Genomic DNA, 18,373 nt, shown 5'->3' with positions numbered 1-18,373 from the left:
CTGGTGCGCATCCTGCCTGTGGGCGCCAGACTTACCCGGTTTGGCTGGCCGCGCCAAGTGGGGCCGGGGTCAGCTGTCCCCGACTTTCGTGAAGTTCCACTGCGGCACTCCCAGAATGGCAGCGCGCCCGCCATGTTCGGCCATTTTCCGGGCCTGATCCGCATGGGCACGGGCATTCACGGCCTCGGGGTCCATGATCGCGGCCAACCGCGCCTCGGCCTCGGCGCGGATATCGGGGCGCATGCTGGCAAGGTCCGTGGTCTCGCCGGGATCGGCAGTCAGGTCGAAAAGCTGCGGCGGATGGCCCTCGGCGTAGTGGACGAATTTCCACTGGGTCCCGTCCGGGGCCTGCCAGCGCAACATGGTCATGCCGACCGAGCATCCCCCGTCATGGTATTCCGACAGAACCGTGCGCCCCGGTTCGGGCGGCGCCAGCAGCGAGCGGCCCGAAAACCCTTTGCTGCTTTGCCCCATGGCCCCGGCAATCGTCGGTGCGATGTCGATCAGGCTGACCGGATCGGCCCTGCGGCCCGGCGCCACCCCCGGCCCCGCCACGATGAGCGGCACGCGCACCGATGACTCATACATCACCGACTTGGTCCAGAAGCCCTTTTCACCCATCATGTCGCCGTGATCCGAGGTGAAGATCACCAGCGTGTCGTCGGCCTGCCCGCTGGCTTCCAGCGCCGCCAGCACCTTGCCGACCTCTGCGTCGATGAAACTGCACAGCGCCCGATAGGCCGCATGGGCCAGCCCCCGCGTGTCATCGGTGAAATGCCTGTCATGGGCGAAGAACCCGGCAATCTCGCGCAGGATCGGGTGGTCGGGCACATCCTGTGCCGGCCCTGCATAGTCGGCAGGATCGTAGAGCGACAGGAATTCCTCGGGCGCGATCAGCGGGTAATGCGGGCTGAGATACGACACGAAGGCTGCCCATGACCGTGATTTCCGCTCAGGCTCCGCCAGCCATGCACAGGCGGCCTTCGTCACCCCGCGGTCATAGCGCGTGTAGCCCGTCCAGCCCGCACCCAGCTCCTCCGCCAGCCCCGCCGTCGCCTCATAGCGCGGCACCGGGCGGCGGACGAGGCCCAGAAGCCAGCCCTTGCCCTCATGCACATGCAGAGGCTGGATCTGCCGGTCGAACCCGGTGTCGTCGCCCTCGTCCCGGTAATGCAGCTTGCCGATGGACACGACCTCCACCCCGCCCGCGCGCAGCCGATGGCCCCAGGAGGGCACCGCCCCGTCGTACGGCTCGGCTGACGACCAGTAGCCGGTCTCGTGCACATCCCGCCCGGTGGCAATCGCCGCCCTTGCGGGCACGCAGATGGGCGAGGGCGTGCAGGCCGCGTCGAAGACCATCCCGCGCGCCGCCAGTGCGTCGATATTCGGCGTCTTCGCGCCAAGGGACGCGGCGGACCCAACGGCCCACCACGCCATTTCATCGACCATCAGGAAAAGCGTGTTCACCCCGCATACATCCGTTTCTTGCGCGCCCGCGTCTCGGCGGTGGCCTCGGGGCTGCCGTCGTGGAAGGTGCCAAACCAGCGGTCCCAGGGCATTTCCTGGTTGCCGTAATTGCACTCGTAATAGCGGTGGTGCAGCTGGTGATAGAAGGTGCCAAGCGCCAGCCGCCGCTTGTCGCGGATCAGCAGATCCTCATAGCCCGTATGCGTCATCGCCGCCCCCGGCCCCTGATAGACCACGTGGAAGATCAGGTGGATCGGATGGCTCGGCACCACGCAGTGAATGAGCAGCGTGGAGAGATACAGGAAATGCTCCACCGGATGCATAGAAAACCCCGACCACGGGCCCACATTGACGTTGCGGTGATGCAGAGAATGCACGTGGCGGTAGAGCACAGGCACATGCAGCAGACGGTGCACCCAGTAGAAATGGAAGGCCGACCAGATCGGCAACAGGATCAGCGCCAGAACGAACCAGACGGGATGCTCCGCGAAGGAGATCACCGGCGCATAACCATTGGCCATCATCCACATGACGAACACCTGAAACCCGGTCAGCTGCAAAACGCCGGACCCGAGCGACCAGAACATATTGTCATGCACCTGGTTGCGGAAAGTCCACAGCGCGTTGCCCTTCGCCTGATCGCGGTGATCGAATTTCAGCCGCTTGCCCTGCCCCTTGCGCATGTAGAAAAACCAGTGCAGCCCGCCCGCCGTCAGGAAGATAAGGGCGAAATTCACCGCCCAGACCTGCGCGATCCAGCCAAACGCAAACTCCTCTGCCCGGTCGAGCGACGGATAGGCCCAATACCACAGCGCCACCGAGACGATGACCATCATCACCCGTTCCGACAGGGTCAGCCAGTTCTTCGCGAACCATCGCGCCAGAAACCCCGGATCGGGCGGCCAGCGGAAGATCGAGGGATCGTTCAAGGGCAGCTCCGGGTGGTAGTTCCACTCACGGCTCATCCCCTCCATGTCGCGAGTGTCGCTCATGGGCGTCGTCTCCTGTCCGTTTCCAGATGCCAGCTGTCAGCTCGCGTAATTGGAGCCTTCTTCGTCGAGAATCGCTTTCAGCTCGGCCATGTGACGCTCGGCCTGACCGGGGTAGTCGTCCAGTTCCGTCGCGGTCTTCTCGGCGATTTCATCTGACAGCACCCGCAGCGGGCGGCCGGTCTGAAGCGCGCGGATATAGGTCTCGGCGGCACGCTCGAAATAATAGAGCCGGTTGAACGTGTCAGCGACGCTGTCACCCAGAACCATGACGCCATGATTGCCCATGATCATGACCTTCTTCGACGGGTCCTGCAGCGCGGCGGCACAGCGCTCGCCCTCATCCTCGAAAGCCAGCCCGCCGAAATGCTCATCCACCACATAGCGGTTGAAGAAGGTCGCGGTGTTCTGGTCGATCGGCGGCAGGGTACTGTCGGCGAGGCTAGCCAGAACCGTGGCATGGATCGAATGCACATGCATCGCGCAGCGGTGATGCGGGCAGCGGCGGTGGATCGACCCGTGCAACCCCCAGGCCGTCGGATCGGGCGCGCCGGGCATATCCAGCGTGTCGGGATCATTGGCATCAAGCAGCAACAGGTCCGAGGCCTTGATGCGCCGGAAATGCATCTGGTTGGGATTCATCAGAAACCGCGTGCCATCCTCGTTCACCGCAAGGCTGAAATGGTTGGCCACCGCCTCGTGGAAATTCAGCCGCTCCGTCCAGCGGAAGGCGGCGGCAAGGTCCACGCGTTCCTGCCAGTGGGACATGTTGGGATGGGCGGCGATGCTGGCGGTCTGGGTCATCTGGGCGTCTCCTTCTGTTCCTGTGAATGCTGCCGCAAAGCGCCGGGGCTTTACCAACGAATAATTCGCAACTATCCCATTAGAAAAACTGATCCATGATCGGAGAGGCCCATGCAACCCTCTGCCCTGCCGCCGCTTGGCTGGCTGCGCGCCTTCGAGGCCGCCGCGCGGCATCTGTCCTTCACGCAGGCCGCCGTCGAACTGAACCTGACCCAATCCGCGATCAGCCAGCATATCCGCAATCTGGAGGGCTTTCTGGGACGGGAGCTGTTCGTGCGCCGCACCCGGTCGCTGGTGCTGACCAATGCGGGCGTGAATTACCTGCCGATCGTGCGAGAGGCCTTCGACATCCTCGCCGCCGGCACCCGCAGCTTCATCGGCAGCGCCCCCCACAACACGCTGAACCTGCAATGCAATCTGGCGTTTTCCACCTTCTGGCTGGCGCCCCGCATGGCGCGGCTGAAAGCGGCGCATCCGTGGCTGGTGCTGAACCTCGTTACGCCGATCTGGGACCCGGAGAAATTCGCCCATACCGCCGCCGTGGAAATCCGCTTCGGCCGCGCCGCCGACATGCCCGCCACGGCGCAGCGCATGACCCGCGACCGGGTGTTTCCGGTCTGCGCGCCCGGCTATGCCGATGGTGCACCGGACTGGCGGCGCGATCCGCTGTTCGAGTGCGGCGGGATCATGTCGAACTGGGATCACTGGGCCGCCAGTCAGGGCGAATCCCTGCCGCCCGGCCAGCAGGTAACGATTTCCTCAAGCTACACGTTTTCCCTGACCGCGGCGCGGGCGGGCGCGGGGCTGGCCATGGGGCATGAGACGCTTTGCGCCGATCTGTTGGCCAATGGCGATCTGATCCGCCCCTTCGACCATCAGGCCGAGTTGATCGAAGCCTACTTCCTGATCGCCCCGCCAGAGCGTGACGCCACAAAGCCAAGCCGCGCCTTTTGCGACTGGCTGATGCAGGAATTCAGCGCCTGACCTCAGCCATGCGCCTCGTTATCATCGAGCGGCCGGGTGCCATCATCGCCGGTGCCATGATATTTCGGCAGACCGTCCCGCATCTCGATCCAGGGTAGCCGTTCGTTATAGTAGATATGCGCCTTTGGGGCGTAGGCCGAGGGATCGTCCAGCGTCACCGCCGGGATATGCGTCTCATCCGGCCAGCGGGAATGGTTGCGATAGAACAGGGGCGTTCCGCAGGTTTCGCAGTGGCCACGCTCCACATCGTCAGACGAGGCATATGTTGCCACCGGCCCCGACCATGTCAGCCCCTCATCCGGCACCCCGAACAGCGCCACGAAAGGCGTTGATCCCGCCCGGCGGCAACTCTCGCAATGACAATAGGCAGCCCATCTCATTCGCCCTGTGGCAGACCAGGTGACCTGGCCGCACAGGCATCGTCCTGTAAGTGTCGTCATAAAATCCTGAACCCAACTAGTCTTACCGGCAGAATGGTCACCACGGGACAGGGCAGGCAAGCAAGAGGACCGATGGTCACGCAAAGGTGATCGGCAGGTTCAACAGTGATCTTCGGCCAATTCCCGCCGAATTCAGCCCGCCGCGTCCCAGGCCACCGGCATCGACAGAGGCCCTCTGAACGCCCATCCCCCGAATCGGCTCGCCTCCGGCGGGTCAAGGCGCAGGCCTCGCAGGCGGTCGAACAGCGTAGGAAGGGCGACATCGCCGATCAGCGCTTTCGACGCCCAGGCCCCGGCGCAGAAATGCGGCCCCGCGCCGAAGGCGATGGAGGCGCTGCAATCCTGAGTCAGGTCGTAGAGATCGGGCCGGGCGAACACCGCCTCGTCCCGGTTGCCCGATCCGAACATCAGAAACACCCGGTCCTCGGGCTCGAACGTCACGCCGTTCACCGTGTCGCGCTTGGCCACCCGGCGCGGTGACATGCCGATGGGGCTGATCCAGCGGGCATATTCCTCGAAGGCCTGCATCCATGTGGCCTGCCCGGTCTGCACCATCGCCAGTTGATCGGGATGGGTCAGCAGAGCCCATGCCGTGCCCGCGATGGCATCGCGCGGTTCGTTCTGGCCACCGGAAATGGCCAGCTTCACATTGGCCCGGATCTGCGCGTCGGACAGCCCCGCCTGCATCTGCACCGACAAAAGCGAGTGGTCAGGCGCAGCGCGCAACTCCGGCATCCGGTCGTCAATGTGCCGGTCAATCGACGCCGTACAGTCATGGCACCGCGCCTCGACCTCCGGGTCGCCCGCGTAATTCGCGCAGCCGTCGATCATGCCCTGGCTGACGCGGTCCATTTCCGCGTAGCTCATGTTGGTGAGCCCCGTGATCGCCTTCAGCGCCTCGCCCGAGACCGGCAGCGCGAAGTCCTTCACCAGATCGCAGGCGCCCATGGGCGCGATCCGGTCCAGCACCTCCGCCGTCCGTGCCCGGAACTGCGCCGTCCAGACATCGCGCACCGTCTTGGGCGAGACCGTGGGAAACACCGCCTTGCGCTCCGCCGCGTGATCCGCCCCGTCCTTGCGCATCATGTTCTGGCCCATCAGCACGGTCATCAGCCCCTCGGGCTGGTCCGAGGAAAACACCTCCACCCGCTTTTCCTGAGCAAAGATGTCATCTCGCCGGGTGATCAGCGTGGCATTAAGCTGCGGCACATAGGCAATCGGCGCCGCGGCCCGCATGCGCTTGAGGTCCGGGTAGGGATCGGCCCAGAAAGCTTTGGGGTCGATCTCGTATATGGGGGCGTCAGACATGGGGTGACCTCCTTCACGGACAGTCTTGCACCCTTCCCCGGCTTGGGGCAAATCCTTCCCCATGGCCAAGCTCTATTTCAACTACTCCACCATGAATGCGGGGAAATCGACCCTGCTTCTGCAAGCCTCCTACAACTACATTGAACGGGGCATGCAGACCTATCTGCTGACCGCCGATTTCGATGACCGGGGTGGCACCGCCCAGATCGCCAGCCGCATTGGCATCGGGGCTGAAGCGGATGTCTATTCGCAGTCCGATGACCTGTACGCCAAGATCGAAGCCCGCCTTGCGAAAGGCCCCTGCGCCTGTGTGCTGGTGGATGAGGCGCAATGGATGACGCGAGACCAGGTCTGGCAGCTGGCCCGCGCGGTGGATGACCTGCGGGTTCCGGTCATGTGCTACGGGCTTCGGGTGGATTTCCGGGGCGAGCTGTTTCCGGGGTCCGCGGCGCTGCTGGCGCTGGCAGATGAGATGCGCGAGGTGCGCACCATCTGCCATTGCGGCAAGAAGGCCACGATGGTGATCCGCGTGGGCGAAGACGGCAGGGCGCTGCGCGAAGGGGCACAGATCGAGGTGGGCGGCAATGACCGTTATGTGTCGCTGTGCCGTGCCCACTGGCGCGAGGCGGTCGGGGATCGGTAGGGACGCGGTTTCGAAACCGCGTGCAAGGGCCTTCGAAGGCCCTTTTTCGCCAACCAAGAGACCTGTGCGCATCATCAAAGCCCGGGTCCGGCGCGTCTTTTGACACGCCAAAACGCGGTTTCGAAACCGCGTCGCCCCCCGCCTTCACCCGATCTTAACCCCAATCTGTCACGCTGATCGCCGGTTAACCGATTCCCAAAGCGTGGCCCGGTCCGCCGATCCGACCCCCAGACCACCCCGACAAGGGTGCAGGGGACGAGACGCGACAGAAGCTTCGCCAGACCATCCTGCTGCGCACGCCCCAACGGGCGGCGCCGCCCATCCGATCGCTCCGCCCCGACACTCCGGGGCTTTCCAGCCAAAGACATTTGCACACTCGACCGGGACCCGCCCCGATCGAGCATTTGGCAGTCCCTATTCGTTGCAACTGCTGAAGATCCGGGGCAGCGGCTGCAGATCCTCATCCAGCCCGCCCAGCATCCGATTCAGGTTCACCTCAACCGGAAAGAACCCGACCGGATACCAGACCAGCTCTCCGGGATGGGCATGGACGGAAAGCTCCGTCACCGTGTCACCCTCGACAAGTGTGAACAGCGCCACCCCCGTGCGGTTCGGTTGATCCCCCACGCCGCGCACCCCGACCATCAGCAGGCCGCGAAACGGCGCCCCCAGATCTTCCCAGCTTTCGCCATTGGAAAACGCCGCCTCACCACAGAACACGTAGGGCATGTCCTGCCCGGCCTGTTCGGCAATCAGGTCAGGTGAAAACGCGCCGGTCGCAGGCCAGAGCAGGCGAAACTGATACCCCTCCAGCGCCACGGAGTTTTCCGCCAGTGCCGGGGCCGCCAACGCCAGCAGCGCCACCGCCCATCTCATACCGGGTTGGGCAGGGCGCGCCCCTCGGCGAAGGCGATGATATTGTCGAGCGCCATGCGCCCCATATCCTCGCGCGGCCCCAGCGCCGAGGTGCCCAGATGCGGCAGCAGCGTCACGTTCTCCATGACCCGCAGCGCTTCGGGCACCTCCGGTTCGAACTCATAGACATCGAGCCCCGCCCCCGCGATCCGGCCCGCCTGCAACGCCGCGATCAGCGCCGCCTCATCGACGATATCCCCGCGCGCGATATTGACGAAAATCGCATGGGGCTGCATTGCGGCGAAGACCTCGGCGCCCACAAGGTGATGCGTCTCGGCCCCGCCCGGCGTCGCCACAACGACGATATCGGCCACGGCCAGCGCATCCGCCATCTGCATCTGCTCGGCGGGGAAATCCACCGCTTTGACCGATCGGTTCACGTAGACCACCCGACAGCCGAAGCCGAAATGGCAGCGCCGCGCGATGGCCTGCCCGATGCGGCCCATGCCGATGATGCAGACCGTCTTGCCGCTGACATGCAGCCCCAGCAATTGCGTCGGATGCCAGCCGGTCCAGCCGCCCGCGCGCACCAGCCGCTCACCCTCGCCAGCCCGCCGCGCGGTCATCAGAATGAGCGTCAGGGCGATATCGGCGGTGGAATCCGTGACCGCGCCGGGCGTGTTGGTCACCGCGATGCCAGAGGCCCGCGCCGCTGCCACGTCGATATGGTTGAACCCGGCCCCGAAATTGGCCAGCAGCCCGCAGCGCGGTTCGGGCACGGCGGCAAAGGCCTCGGCCCGAAAGGCGTCGCCAAGCGTCGGCAGCACCGCGTCATAGTCGGACAGCGCGGCCACGCAGTCCTCATGAGTCATCGGTTGTGTCGTCGCCCGGCAGGTCACGTCGAAGCGTGCCTCGGCGGCCTCCATGACGCTTTCGGGCAGGCGTCTCGAAATCAGCAGCTTCAATGCATCCGCCCCCCCTTGGGCACACTCTGGTCGGGTCCGATCAGTACGATCTCTCCGCTCTCGTCGGGCAGGCCGAGCACCAGGATTTCCGACATCACCGGCCCGATCTGTCTGGGAGGGAAGTTCACCACCGCCATCACCTGCTTGCCGATCAGGCTTTCCGGGTCGTAATGGGCCGTGATCTGGGCGGAACTTTTCTTCACCCCCAGATCGCCCCCGAAATCCACCCAGAGCTTGATCGCGGGCTTGCGGGCCTCAGGGAAGGGTTCGGCCCGCACGACCTCACCCACGCGGATATCGACCTTGAGGAAGTCGTCGAAGGAAATCTCGCCGCTCATCCCTTTAGCTCCCGCGACCGGCCCGCCGCCGCGCCCACAGTGGCACGCATCAGCGGCATCAGCCCATCCTCGGCCATCAGCACCTCCAACCCCGCCTGCGTGGTGCCATTGGGTGAGGTCACGTTGATCCGTAACTGCTCCGGGCTTTCAGAGGCAGCCTCCGCCAGCGCCCCCGCACCCGCGACGGTTGCTTTCGCCAGCTGCATCGCCATATCCTCAGGCAACCCCTCGGCCCGCGCGGCGGCGGCCAATGCATCGATCATGTAGAAGACATAGGCGGGACCGGAGCCCGACACGCCGGTGACCGCGTCGATCTGGTCCTCGTCCGAGAGCCGCACCACCTGCCCCACGGCGGACAGAAGCGCCTCGGCCATATCCGCATCCGCCGGGCCGGACGCCTCATTGCCGATGATCGCCGTGATCCCCTTGCCCACGGCGGCGGGCGTGTTCGGCATCGCGCGAATGACCCGCGTATCCGCCCCCAGAACGGTCTCGAAATAGGCAATCGGCGTGCCCGCCGCGACCGAAATGATCAGCGTCGCCCCCCCGCCAAGCGGCTGCAATTGCGGCAGCGCCTCGGCCATGAACTGCGGCTTCACGGCAACGATGGCGACGGCGGGATTCTCCGGCAGACCCGCGTTCACCTGCAGACCCTGCGCGCGCACCCAGTCCGAGGGATGCGGGTCCAGCACCCAGACAGCCCCGGGCGGCAGCCCGCCCGCCAGCCAGCCCTCCAGCATCGCCTGCCCCATCTTGCCACAGCCCAGCATCACCAGCCCGCGGCGCGCGATCTCGTCGAAATTCATGTGCTCTCCCGGCGTTGCGGCACCCCCGGCCCGAAGGCCGAAAAGCGCCCGCTTCAATCGCCGGTCAGGTTAGGCGCGCCCGTAGCTCTCTGCAATGGCGACCTGCATCGCCTGCTCGGGCGTCTTGTCGGTCCAGCAGGCCAGCTGGAAGGCCGGATAGAACCGCTCGGCGGCCAGAACGGCGGTTTCCACCATGCAGGCGATCTGATCTGGGCTGGCCATCTGCTCGCCCGCCAGCACCAGCCCGTAGCGATAGACCATCAGCCGCTGCTCGCGCCAATAGCTGAAGGCCCCCGCCCAGCATTTGTCATTGGCGAGGTTCAGCACCTCGTAAAGCGCCGGCATCGACGCCTCTGGCGGCTCCATGTCGAAGGTGCAGATCATCCGCAGGGTTTCGTCATAGGCCGACCAGGCCAGGGTGACGGAATAGGTCCGCCATTGCCCTTCGATCGCCATGGCGATCTGGTCATCTGCGACGCGGTCGAAATCCCATTCGTGATGCGTCGCCAGCGTTTCCACGATGTCGATGGGATGGAGGTCGTCGACCTCGATATACTGCTCGGATAGCGACATTGCCCAGGCCTCTTTGTTTTTTGGCAGCTTCGCGCGCCGGCTGGTCCGGGGACCAGAACGACCCACTAGAAGCTGGGTGTCTGACTATGGGTCGCCGGGGCAGGCCCGACCCCATACCAGATATGGTGGAGCCAATGGGAATGTCTGTAAAGGATAAAGTTGGGGAGTCGAGGCGGGAATCCGGGCCGGTGCGACCTATCCACAAGTTTCTGCCCCAAAGCCCAAGTTATTCACAAAGAACCGCTTTTCACCGGATAACCAGTCAGGATCAGCACCGGAAACACCCGCCCTGCCCTTTCATCTTGGCAAAAATACCTCGGGGGTCTGGGGGCAGCGCCCCCAGGCGGCCCGACAAGGCCCCCGCGCAAGCGGGGGTTGAGGAGGACCGCACACGGGTCGACTCGCGACGCGCGGCGAAACCAGCCTGTTAGACATCAGAAACGGTGGGTCAGCGAAGCGGTCGGACTTACGCGCCCTTCTCCTCCAGCGCGGCAATCCGCGCCTTCAGGGCCTCGTTTTCCTCACGGGCCTTCTGGGCCATGGCGCGCACCGCGTCGAATTCTTCGCGGGTGACGAAGTCGCGGTCGGCCAGCCAGCGGTCCATGAGCGAGCGCATGGCGGTCTCGGCCTCGTCCTTTGCCCCCTGCGCCACGCCCATGGCGTTGGTCATAAGTTGGGACATGTCTTCCATGAACTTGTTGCGGGTCTGCATGAGGGGCCTCCTGTCGCTTGTCCCTCATATGGCCCCGCAGGCGCCCGGCATCAAGGTTGACTTCGCCGCAGGGGCCAGCCATCCAATCGGCGACCCGAGCAGACGAGGCCAAAGATGCTGGCAGCCGCGATCCCCTTCCCCGATATCTCACCCGAGATCTTTTCGATCACGCTTGGCGGCATGGAGTTCGCGCTCCGCTGGTATGCGCTGGCCTATATCGTGGGCATCCTCGCGGGCTGGCGGCTGGCGCTGGTCACCCTGCGCCGCCCGGCGTTGTGGCCGCGCGGCACCGCGCCGATGACCGGTGAGCAGCTGGAAGGGCTGATGACATGGATCATCATTGGCATCGTCGCGGGCGGGCGACTTGGTTACGTGCTCTTTTACCAGCCCGGCTATTACCTGCAGAATCCGGTCGAGATCCTGATCCTCTGGCAGGGTGGCATGTCCTTTCATGGCGGCTTTCTGGGGGTGGTCATTGGCGGCGGGCTCTATTGCTGGCGCCACGGAATCCCGATGTTGCAGGCGGGCGATCTGATGGCGCTGTGCACCACGCCGGGGCTGCTCTTCGGTCGGCTGGCCAATTTCATCAATGCCGAGCTTTGGGGCCGCGCGTCGGATGTGCCTTGGGCGGTGATCTTTCCCGGAAGCGCAGCGCAGGATTGCCCTTGGCCGCATGGGGTTGTGACCATTGACGGCGCTGTCTTCTGCGCCCGCCATCCGTCACAGCTCTATGAAGCGGCGCTGGAGGGGCTGCTGCTCGGCGCGCTGCTGATCTGGCTGGCCTATCGGCGCGGGGCGCTGACGCGGCCGGGTATGACGATGGGGGTGTTCTTTGCGGGCTACGGTCTTGCGCGGATCTTTGTCGAGCTGTTCCGGCAGGCCGATCCGCAGTTCATCACCGCGGACAATCCGTTTGGCTACGTGCTGTCCCTGTCGCCCAGTATCGGCCTGACCATGGGGCAGATCCTGTCGCTGCCGATGCTGATCGTGGGGCTTGCCTTCATCCTTCTGTCCCGCAGGCGCGGGACATGAGCGCCCTTTTGGACAGCCTGCTGACGCGCATCGCCCGAACCGGGCCGATGACGCTGGCGGAGTTCATGACCGAATGCCTGCTGCATCCAAAGCACGGCTATTACACCACCCGCGATCCGCTTGGGGCGGCGGGCGATTTCACCACCGCGCCGGAGATCAGCCAGATGTTCGGCGAGCTTCTGGGCCTGTGGCTGGCGCAGGTCTGGATGGATCAGGGCGCGCCTCAGCCCTTCCTGCTGGCCGAGCTTGGGCCGGGACGCGGCACGCTGATGGCCGATGTGCTGCGCGCCACGCGGGCTGTGCCAGGCTTTCACGATGCGGCGCGGCTGCATCTGGTCGAGGTCTCGCCTGCCCTGCGCGCCAAACAGGCCGAGGCGCTGGCGGGTCATCAGGTCAGTTTCCACGACCATCTGGCCAGCCTGCCCGACGGGCCGCTCTTCCTACTGGCCAACGAGTTCTTCGACGCCCTGCCGATCCGCCAGTTCCAGCGCGGCAAGACCGGCTGGCATGAACGGATGATCGGGGCCGAGGACGGGCGGCTGATCTGGGGGCTGGGGCCGGAAAGCGCCTTCGAGATGCTGGAGGACCGGCTGGCCGACACGACCGAGGGCCAGATCGTCGAGGTCAACACCCCTGCCCTGCCGCTGGCCGAGGATATCGGCCGCCGTATCGCTACCCATGGCGGGGCGGCGCTGATCGTCGATTATGGCGAGGCGGTGAGCCATGGCGACACGTTTCAGGCCCTCAAGGCGCATAAATCCGTCGACCCCCTGACCTGCCCGGGAGAGGCCGACCTGACCGCGCATGTGGCCTTCGCCCCGTTGGCCAAGGCCGCCGCCCCGGCCCGTGCCTCCTCCCCGTCACCGCAGGGCGTCTTCCTCGAACGGCTCGGCATCACGGCACGGGCGCAGGCGCTGGCCGCTCAACTGAGCGGCCCGGCTCTTGACTCACACATTGCCGCACACAGACGGTTGACGCATGGGCAGGAAATGGGAACGCTGTTCAAGGTGATGTCGCTGACACCGCCCGACGCTGCCCTGCCCCCCGGCCTCGACCCATGAAAGGCCCCGCAATCCGATGACCGTGACCACAAGCCTCGAGATCATCACGTCAGACCTGCTGGACGGTGTCCGGCACGGGTTCTTCACCCGTCGCGGCGGGGCGTCCTCGGGCATCTTCAAGGGCTTGAACTGCGGCACGGGATCGTCGGACCAGACCAGCATGGTCGACACCAACCGCGCCCGCGTCGCCGACGCCATGGGGGTACCGATCCTCCAGTTGGTGACGGTGCACCAGACCCATTCCGCCCGCGCGGTGGCGGTCGAAGATGCGCAGCCGCTGCCAAGACCCGAGGCCGACGCCATCGTCACGGCAACCCCCGGCACCGCCATCGCCATCCTGACCGCCGATTGCCAGCCGGTGCTGTTTGCCGACCGCAAGGCAGGTGTCATCGGGGCCGCCCATGCTGGCTGGCGCGGGGCGGTGGACGGGGTGCTGGACTCGACGCTGGAGGCAATGGAAGAGCTTGGCGCGCGGCGCGAGGATACCCACGCCGTCATCGGCCCCTCGATCAGCCAGCGCGCCTATGAGGTGGGACCGGAGTTTTTCGAGACCTTCTTTGACGAGGATCGCGAGAACTCGATGTTCTTCATCAATGGCGAGGGCGACCGGTTCCTGTTCGATCTGCCCGCCTACGGGCTGCACCGGCTGCGCCGCGCGGGCGTGGGACAGGCGGAATGGACGCGGCATTGTACCTATTCCGACCCGGAGCGGTTCTTTTCCTACCGCCGGTCCGTGCATCAGGGCGAAGCCGATTACGGGCGACTCATTTCCGCGATTCGGCTTTGATCACGATCTGGAATTCGGGCGAAGCTGCCACGCTTGGCGCCTTGACGCGGGAAATCCGGCACATCCTTGGCAGGCACCGCCCCATTGCTGCCTTGAACGGTGCGGCGTCATCGGAAATACCCTGTGAAACAAGGCCAGCCCCCGCCACATTTTCGCCTCGGCCTTTTACGGAAAATTAGGGCCGGGGCCGTAAGACTGCCCGAAAGTTCCGCCAGATTGTCCTCAACCCGGAAACGGGACAACAGATGGCCCGGAAAGGGCCGGCATGAAAAGAGGACGAGAGAATGCTGAAACGGCGCTGGATGGAAAAGGTTCTGGAAGAAAGCCAGAAGGAACAGATCGACATGCCCTGGTCGCGCGGCAAACGCCATCGTCGCCGGAGCATGCTGCGCAAAGCGGCATCGGCCTGATCCCACGCATGGGCTGGACATGGCCCGAACAGCAGAACGCTGAAAAATGGCGGCCTTCCGGGGCCGCTTTTTCTTTGCGCGGGTCAGATGGATGCCCTACCCGATCGGCCGGAGGGGAATCGGACGCTGTTCCTCGATCGCTTCCATCGCGAAGAAGGATGTCACGGTCTCCAGCTCGACCCCCTCGATCAGCCGTTTGTAGCACAGGTCGTAATCGGCCATGTCGCGCGCCACGATCTTCAGCATGTAATCGTATTCCCCGCCGATCCGGAAGAAATCCACCACATTGGGGATCGTCCGCACATGTCGGCGAAAGGCGTTGAGCCAGTCGGCCGAATGGTGCCGCGTCTTGACCATCACGAAGACCACCAGCGTGGCCCCAAGCTGTGCCCGGTCGAGCAGCACGGTGCGCCCCCGGATCACGCCCCGATCCTCCAGCGCGCGCAGACGCCGCCAGCAGGCGTTCTGCGACAGCCCGACCTTTTCCGACAGCGCCCGTTGCGACAGGCTGGCATCCTGCTGAAGCGCCTCCAATAGGTTGCAATCAATCTGATCTAGTTTCACAGGCAATCTCCGATCATTTGACCCAATTTAGGCCTGTATCATGAAAAGATCGGTGATGAAATCGCGGCAACTGGGTGTCAGATTCCCGAAATCAGCGAATTGGAGCCCGACATGACCCCCCTTGCCCGTTTTCAAGCCTCTCTCGACCGAAGCGACCTGGTGGATGTCCTGCGCTCCGGGGTCATCGGCGACGGCATCCTGATCGACACGCCGTTCGGGCAGAAGCCCCTGATCTACGCCGATTACGTCGCCTCTGGCCGGGCGTTGACGGTGGTCGAGGATTTCGTCCGCGACGCGGTGCTGCCCTATTACGCCAACAGCCATACCGAGGCGTCCTTTTGCGGCGCGGCCATGACCAGGATGCGGGAAGAGGCGCGCGCGCGGATCGGGGCGCTGGTCGGGGCGGATGACGGGTGCAGCGTGGTGTTCGCCGGATCTGGTGCGACGGCGGGGCTGAACCGGCTGGTGGCGTTGCTCGACATTCCGGCGCGGCTGGCGCGTGGGGACCGGGTGGTGGTGCTGGTCGGCCCCTATGAGCATCATTCCAACCTGCTGCCCTGGCGCGAAAGCGGGGCGGAGGTGATCGAGGTGATCGAGGCTGCGGCAGGCGGCCCGGATCTGGATGATCTGCAGGAACAGCTGGACGCCGCACAGGGCGCGGATCTGATCGTAGGCAGTTTCTCGGCGGCGTCGAACGTGACCGGGATCGTGACCGACACCGATGCGGTCACGCGGGTGCTGAAACAGGGCCGCGCGCTGGCGATCTGGGATTTCGCCGGGGGTGGCCCCTATATGGAGATGTCGATGCAGGGCGGCACCGACTGCGCCAAGGACGCCATCGTCTTTTCGGCCCACAAGTTCCCCGGTGGGCCGGGCGCGTCGGGCGTGATGATCCTGCGCGACGCGATGACCACGCGGGCCACGCCCACCCTGCCCGGCGGCGGAACGGTCAGCTTCGTCTCGCCCTGGCGGCACAAGTATTCAGACCGGTTGTCGACCCGCGAAGAGGCGGGCACGCCCAATGTCGTCGGCGATATCCGCGCGGCGCTGGTGATGATGGTGAAGGAGGCGCTCGGCCAAGGCTGGCTGGACCGTCGGCAGGCCGATCTGCGCGCCCGCGCGCTGTTGCGGTGGCGGGCCCATCCGCGGCTGGACCTGCTCGGAAACACCGATGCCAAGGCCCTGCCGATCTTCGCCTTCCGCATCCGCGACGGGCGCGGGGGCTATGTGCATCATCAGCTGTTCACCCGGATGCTGTCCGACATTCACGGCATTCAGGCGCGCGGCGGGTGTGCCTGCGCGGGGCCCTATGCGCACCGGCTGCTCGGCATCGGGCAGGCGCAATCCGATGCCCTCTTCGCAGCGCTGGACGCGGGCGAGGAACTGGCCAAACCCGGTTGGGTGCGGCTGAACCTGTCGGCGCTGATGACCGATGAGAAGGCGGATTTCGTCATCGACTGCGTCGAGCAACTGGCCGAAACCGCCGAAGATTATGCCGCGCTCTATTGCTGCGACGAAACCACCGCCCGTTTTGCAAGGACCGCTGCCTGATCTGCGCTTGTCGGGTCCAAAGAGGCGCGGCGCTACAGCGAAACGGGCTTTTCCAGCGCGTCCAACAGCGGCTCCAGGTCCGTTTCATAGCGGGTCCAGCCCGCGACCGAGGCGCGGTAGATGGGCTGGCGCACCTGCGCAAAGCTGAGCGTCGCCACATTGCGCCGCGCCTTGTGGGGTTCCAGACAGGCGGCGTCCCAGTCCAGCCCTGCCGCTGCGACCAGGGCGCGGATCTGCGGCTCCGGCTCTGCGGTCAGCGCCTCGTAATCCACCACATGCACCCGGTCGGGCAGCGCCTCGGCCCAATGGTCCAGCATCGCCTCGTAAAGCCGCAGGTAGCGCCCGATATCGGCCAGATCGGTGGCGAAGAGCTGCCGCCCCTGCGGGAACATGTTGCGGTAGATCGACAGGCCCACATCGCGCGGATCGCGGCGCAGCATCAGGAACCGGGCATTGGGCAGCGCCAGCGCCGCTTGCCCGACGCGCGAGAACGTGGAAATCGCCTTGTCAGTCAGGATATCCACAGCCCCCGAGCGACGCCGCGCAGCCGTCATGTAGCTCCGGCCCGCCTCGGCAAAGCCTGCTTCGGCAGCGGGGAGGCCATCGGCCACCCGGTCCAACGGCAGGTACAGGGCGCGCACGAGAAACGGCATCTCGCCCCCCGCCGTCACACGCGGATGCGCGGCAAGGATGGTTTCCACCAGCGTCGTTCCCGACCGGGGCGGGCCGGTGACGAAAACCGGCGCATCCTCCGGGCAATCGGTCAGGGCCGGGGCCTTGCGCAGGGCGTCATAGCCGGAAATCAGCGCGCGGGCGGCGTCCAGATCCGCCTCGAACCGGTAGGGGAACTCGGCCCGCATCATCCGGTTTGCGCGGTTGAGATAACGGAAAACCCGGTCGTGATGGCCCAGATCCTCCTGCGCCTTGGCCATGGCAAAGGCCAGCACACGGCGGCTGAGCGCGGGCAGGGTCGCGCTGTCCACCCGTGCCTCAAGGATCGGCAGGATGGGGTCGTCGGATTTGATCTTGCCACCCCCGACATAGGACCGGATCGCCTCGGCCGCGTCAGGGCTGATCCGCGTGGCGTCCAGCAGATCGGTGCGCGCGCCATCCATGTCGCCTGCCGTCTGGCGCTGCTGGCCCCGGATGGTGCGGAAGGCAACGTTCTTGGGATCCGATTTCACCAACTCGTCCATCAGCGCCGCAGCGGCCCCGGTTTCGCCCTCGGCAGCCAGCGTTTCCGACAGCCGCGCCAGCAATCCACGCGACCGGCCAAGGCGGATGGCGGCGTCATAGGCGCGGCGCGCCTCTTTCGGGCGGCGTAGGGCGGCAAGCGTATCGCCATGATCCAGATGCAGGTCGGGGCGTTTCCTGTGGCGGGCAATGGCGCTTGCCAAGAGCGCCTCGGCCTCTTCCACGCGGCAGGTTTCGCGCAAGCTTCGGGCCAGCGGCAGTGTCACATCCGCCCCCAGAGTGGCAGCGCGGGTCAACGCCGTTTCAGCCCGCAGCCATTGCCCCAGTTGCGCATGACATTCGCCAAGCGCCCGCAACGCGCGGGGGTCGTCCGGGGCGCGTTCCACGGATTTTTCCAGCGGCCCGATGGCCCCCGCCCAATGTCCCAGAGCCTGTCGGGCAAGACCAAGCGCCAGGGCCGGTTCGGCCGCATTCGGAAACCGGGTGACCAGCGCGAATGCGGCGGTTTCGGCGGCCTTGGCCTGTCCCTGCTCGATCTGGCGCAGAATCGGGGCGATGTCAGGACCCGTGGTCAGGGGAATGCCCGCCGCCGCAGCCTCGCGTTGCAGTTTCTTGAGCTTGCCGCCGGTCAGCACCGACGCCAGCCCCTGCCAGATCGCGGGTTCCTTTGGCCGGGATTTCAGCGCCTTGCGCAGGGCGGTTTCGGCCTTGGCGGCATCCCCGCGCGCGGCATGGATGCGGCCCACCTGGAAATGTGCCTCGGCCAGATCGGGGCGGGCCTGCAGCACCTGCGCATAGAGCGCCAGCGCCTCCTCCGCCTGTCCAGCGGATTGGGCGGTCATCGCCTGCTGATAAAGCTGCTTGATCCGCGCCGGATTGACCGGAAGCAT

20 protein-coding genes are annotated in these 18,373 nt (G+C 65.5%); 7 read left to right on the top strand and 13 right to left on the bottom strand.

The window, feature by feature from the left end:
- Positions 1 to 69 precede the first annotated feature (69 nt).
- Genes EP237_RS02180 through EP237_RS02170 form a run of 3 tightly spaced genes read right to left on the bottom strand, consistent with a single transcriptional unit; the run spans position 70 to position 3,260 of the window.
- Complete coding sequence (locus tag EP237_RS02180; RefSeq protein WP_127557610.1) at positions 70 to 1,467, bottom strand: sulfatase-like hydrolase/transferase; 1,398 nt, start codon at positions 1,465 to 1,467, stop codon at positions 70 to 72.
- Positions 1,464 to 2,459 (bottom strand): sterol desaturase family protein, encoded by a 996-nt coding sequence (locus EP237_RS02175; protein WP_127557608.1) that lies wholly within the window; start codon positions 2,457 to 2,459, stop codon positions 1,464 to 1,466. The genes EP237_RS02180 and EP237_RS02175 overlap by 4 nt, the downstream gene beginning before the upstream one ends.
- 36 nt (positions 2,460 to 2,495) lie before the next feature.
- Positions 2,496 to 3,260 (bottom strand): class II aldolase and adducin N-terminal domain-containing protein, encoded by a 765-nt coding sequence (locus EP237_RS02170; protein ID WP_127557606.1) that lies wholly within the window; start codon positions 3,258 to 3,260, stop codon positions 2,496 to 2,498.
- Between the two features lie 111 nt (positions 3,261 to 3,371).
- On the opposite strand from EP237_RS02170, the gene EP237_RS02165 reads away from it, so the two are divergent.
- Positions 3,372 to 4,244, top strand: coding sequence for a LysR family transcriptional regulator (locus tag EP237_RS02165; RefSeq protein ID WP_127557604.1), 873 nt, complete (start codon positions 3,372 to 3,374; stop codon positions 4,242 to 4,244).
- Between the two features lie 2 nt (positions 4,245 to 4,246).
- On the opposite strand, the gene EP237_RS02160 is transcribed toward EP237_RS02165, so the two are convergent.
- Both EP237_RS02160 and EP237_RS02155 read right to left on the bottom strand, forming a co-directional pair.
- Positions 4,247 to 4,684 carry a GFA family protein gene (locus tag EP237_RS02160; RefSeq protein ID WP_127557602.1) on the bottom strand — a complete coding sequence of 146 codons (438 nt, stop codon included), beginning with the start codon at positions 4,682 to 4,684 and terminating at the stop codon, positions 4,247 to 4,249.
- A 132-nt stretch (positions 4,685 to 4,816) separates the two neighbouring features.
- Complete coding sequence (locus EP237_RS02155; protein ID WP_127557600.1) at positions 4,817 to 5,992, bottom strand: cytochrome P450; 1,176 nt, start codon at positions 5,990 to 5,992, stop codon at positions 4,817 to 4,819.
- Positions 5,993 to 6,053: 61 nt separating this feature from the next.
- Between EP237_RS02155 and EP237_RS02150 the strand changes: the two genes are divergently transcribed.
- Positions 6,054 to 6,635, top strand: coding sequence for a thymidine kinase (locus EP237_RS02150; RefSeq protein ID WP_127557598.1), 582 nt, complete (start codon positions 6,054 to 6,056; stop codon positions 6,633 to 6,635).
- Positions 6,636 to 7,049: 414 nt separating this feature from the next.
- Here EP237_RS02150 and EP237_RS02145 read toward each other — a convergent pair whose 3' ends face one another.
- From EP237_RS02145 to EP237_RS02120, 6 genes are all read right to left on the bottom strand, one after another.
- Complete coding sequence (locus EP237_RS02145) at positions 7,050 to 7,511, bottom strand: hypothetical protein (protein ID WP_127557596.1); 462 nt, start codon at positions 7,509 to 7,511, stop codon at positions 7,050 to 7,052.
- Positions 7,508 to 8,455 (bottom strand): 2-hydroxyacid dehydrogenase, encoded by a 948-nt coding sequence (locus EP237_RS02140; RefSeq protein WP_127557594.1) that lies wholly within the window; start codon positions 8,453 to 8,455, stop codon positions 7,508 to 7,510. The genes EP237_RS02145 and EP237_RS02140 overlap by 4 nt, the downstream gene beginning before the upstream one ends.
- Positions 8,452 to 8,793: a tRNA-binding protein gene (locus EP237_RS02135; protein ID WP_127557592.1), complete on the bottom strand. Its 342-nt coding sequence runs from the start codon at positions 8,791 to 8,793 to the stop codon at positions 8,452 to 8,454. Before EP237_RS02135 ends, EP237_RS02140 begins: the two co-directional genes overlap by 4 nt.
- Complete coding sequence (gene proC, locus EP237_RS02130; RefSeq protein WP_127557590.1) at positions 8,790 to 9,599, bottom strand: pyrroline-5-carboxylate reductase; 810 nt, start codon at positions 9,597 to 9,599, stop codon at positions 8,790 to 8,792. The genes EP237_RS02135 and proC overlap by 4 nt, the downstream gene beginning before the upstream one ends.
- 69 nt (positions 9,600 to 9,668) lie before the next feature.
- Positions 9,669 to 10,172, bottom strand: a complete 504-nt coding sequence (locus tag EP237_RS02125) for a type III secretion system chaperone family protein (RefSeq protein ID WP_127557588.1) — start codon at positions 10,170 to 10,172, stop codon at positions 9,669 to 9,671.
- Positions 10,173 to 10,638: 466 nt separating this feature from the next.
- A complete protein-coding gene (locus EP237_RS02120) occupies positions 10,639 to 10,884 on the bottom strand; it encodes an accessory factor UbiK family protein (protein WP_071688580.1) in 246 nt (81 codons plus the stop codon).
- 117 nt (positions 10,885 to 11,001) lie between these two features.
- Here EP237_RS02120 and lgt point away from each other — a divergent pair, with 117 nt between their 5' ends.
- From lgt to EP237_RS23680, 4 genes are all read left to right on the top strand, one after another.
- Positions 11,002 to 11,916 (top strand): prolipoprotein diacylglyceryl transferase, encoded by a 915-nt coding sequence (gene lgt, locus EP237_RS02115; protein WP_127557812.1) that lies wholly within the window; start codon positions 11,002 to 11,004, stop codon positions 11,914 to 11,916.
- The gene (locus EP237_RS02110; protein ID WP_127557586.1) at positions 11,913 to 12,977 is read left to right on the top strand and encodes a class I SAM-dependent methyltransferase; all 1,065 of its coding nucleotides are present in this window, start codon (positions 11,913 to 11,915) and stop codon (positions 12,975 to 12,977) included. Before lgt ends, EP237_RS02110 begins: the two co-directional genes overlap by 4 nt.
- A 16-nt stretch (positions 12,978 to 12,993) precedes the next feature.
- A complete protein-coding gene (pgeF, locus tag EP237_RS02105) occupies positions 12,994 to 13,764 on the top strand; it encodes a peptidoglycan editing factor PgeF (protein ID WP_127557584.1) in 771 nt (256 codons plus the stop codon).
- 284 nt (positions 13,765 to 14,048) lie between these two features.
- Positions 14,049 to 14,174, top strand: a complete 126-nt coding sequence (locus EP237_RS23680) for a hypothetical protein (protein WP_276316979.1) — start codon at positions 14,049 to 14,051, stop codon at positions 14,172 to 14,174.
- Between the two features lie 96 nt (positions 14,175 to 14,270).
- Here EP237_RS23680 and EP237_RS02100 read toward each other — a convergent pair whose 3' ends face one another.
- Complete coding sequence (locus tag EP237_RS02100) at positions 14,271 to 14,744, bottom strand: Lrp/AsnC family transcriptional regulator (RefSeq protein WP_127557582.1); 474 nt, start codon at positions 14,742 to 14,744, stop codon at positions 14,271 to 14,273.
- Positions 14,745 to 14,849: 105 nt separating this feature from the next.
- Here EP237_RS02100 and EP237_RS02095 point away from each other — a divergent pair, with 105 nt between their 5' ends.
- Complete coding sequence (locus EP237_RS02095) at positions 14,850 to 16,289, top strand: aminotransferase class V-fold PLP-dependent enzyme (protein ID WP_127557580.1); 1,440 nt, start codon at positions 14,850 to 14,852, stop codon at positions 16,287 to 16,289.
- Between the two features lie 32 nt (positions 16,290 to 16,321).
- On the opposite strand, the gene EP237_RS02090 is transcribed toward EP237_RS02095, so the two are convergent.
- Positions 16,322 to 18,373 carry a tetratricopeptide repeat-containing sulfotransferase family protein gene (locus tag EP237_RS02090; protein WP_127557578.1) on the bottom strand — a complete coding sequence of 684 codons (2,052 nt, stop codon included), beginning with the start codon at positions 18,371 to 18,373 and terminating at the stop codon, positions 16,322 to 16,324.

Origin of the sequence: Nioella ostreopsis (assembly GCF_004000255.1) — a bacterium.
GTDB lineage: Bacteria > Pseudomonadota > Alphaproteobacteria > Rhodobacterales > Rhodobacteraceae > Nioella > Nioella ostreopsis.
Note: the sequence above shows the minus strand (reverse complement) of the source record. Positions and strands in the feature narration are given on the sequence as shown.